The sequence below is a fragment of the Bacillus sp. mrc49 genome (genome assembly GCF_002803435.1).
In genome coordinates, this window is sequence record NZ_PHNG01000117.1 from 1 (window position 1) to 1,014 (window position 1,014).

General features: G+C 49.6%; 1 protein-coding gene. It reads left to right on the forward strand.

Annotation, left to right across the window (positions count from 1 at the left end; genetic code table 11):
- On the forward strand, positions 1-1,014 hold a 1,014-nt coding region (locus CVN76_RS00810; protein WP_100530083.1), incomplete at both ends, for an aldehyde dehydrogenase family protein.

Sequence of the window (1,014 nt, forward strand, 5' to 3'; positions counted from 1 at the left end):
AATGGTACGGATGTCGAAGAAGTAATTAATCCAGCCAACGGAAAAATAATTGCCTATGTACCTCTATCGGTGAAAAGGGATGTCGATCAAGCTGTACAGGCCGCTCAAGATACGTATCAAACTTGGTCATTGGTACCTGTGCCGAACCGGGCAAGACTTCTATACAATTACCTTCATCTGCTTCAAGAGCAGAAAGAACAATTGGCCGAAATCATAACGATGGAAAATGGGAAAACGCTAAAAGATGCCCGCGGTGAGGTACAGCGAGGAATCGAAGTTGTGGAGATTGCGACTGCAGCTCCGACTCTAATGATGGGTGAATCCCTGCCTGGCATTGCTGAGGGGATCGATGGATCGATCTGGCGCTATCCATTGGGAGTGGTTGCGGGCATTACCCCTTTCAACTTCCCCATGATGGTACCGCTTTGGATGTTTCCGCTCGCGATCGCCTGCGGCAACACGTTTGTCCTAAAAGCTTCAGAAAGAACACCAATCCTCGCCGAGAAACTAGTGGAGCTTTTCTATGAATCTGGTTTCCCGAAGGGTGTCCTCAACCTTGTGCATGGTGCAAAGGATGTCGTGAACGGCTTACTGGAAAGCGATGACATCAAAGCGATATCATTCGTCGGTTCCGAGCCTGTGGCCAAGCATGTATACCAAACGGGTACAGCTAACGGAAAACGTGTTCAAGCACTTGCTGGTGCCAAAAACCATGCCGTTGTCCTAGCGGATTGCCATCTTGAAAAGTCGGTTCAAGGCATTATCGGAGCGGCGTTCGGCAGCAGCGGAGAACGCTGCATGGCCTGCTCGGTCGTAGCGGTGGTCGATGAGATCGCCGATGAATTCATGGAGTTGCTCGTTTCTGAAACTCGTAAACTGAAAACAGGAGAAGGCAAATCGGAAGATAACTTTGTTGGTCCGCTGATCCGTGAAGTCCACAAAAACCGAGTGGTCCATTATATTGATAGCGGAGTAAAGGAAGGGGCTGCATTACTGGTCGACGGGAGAAATCCG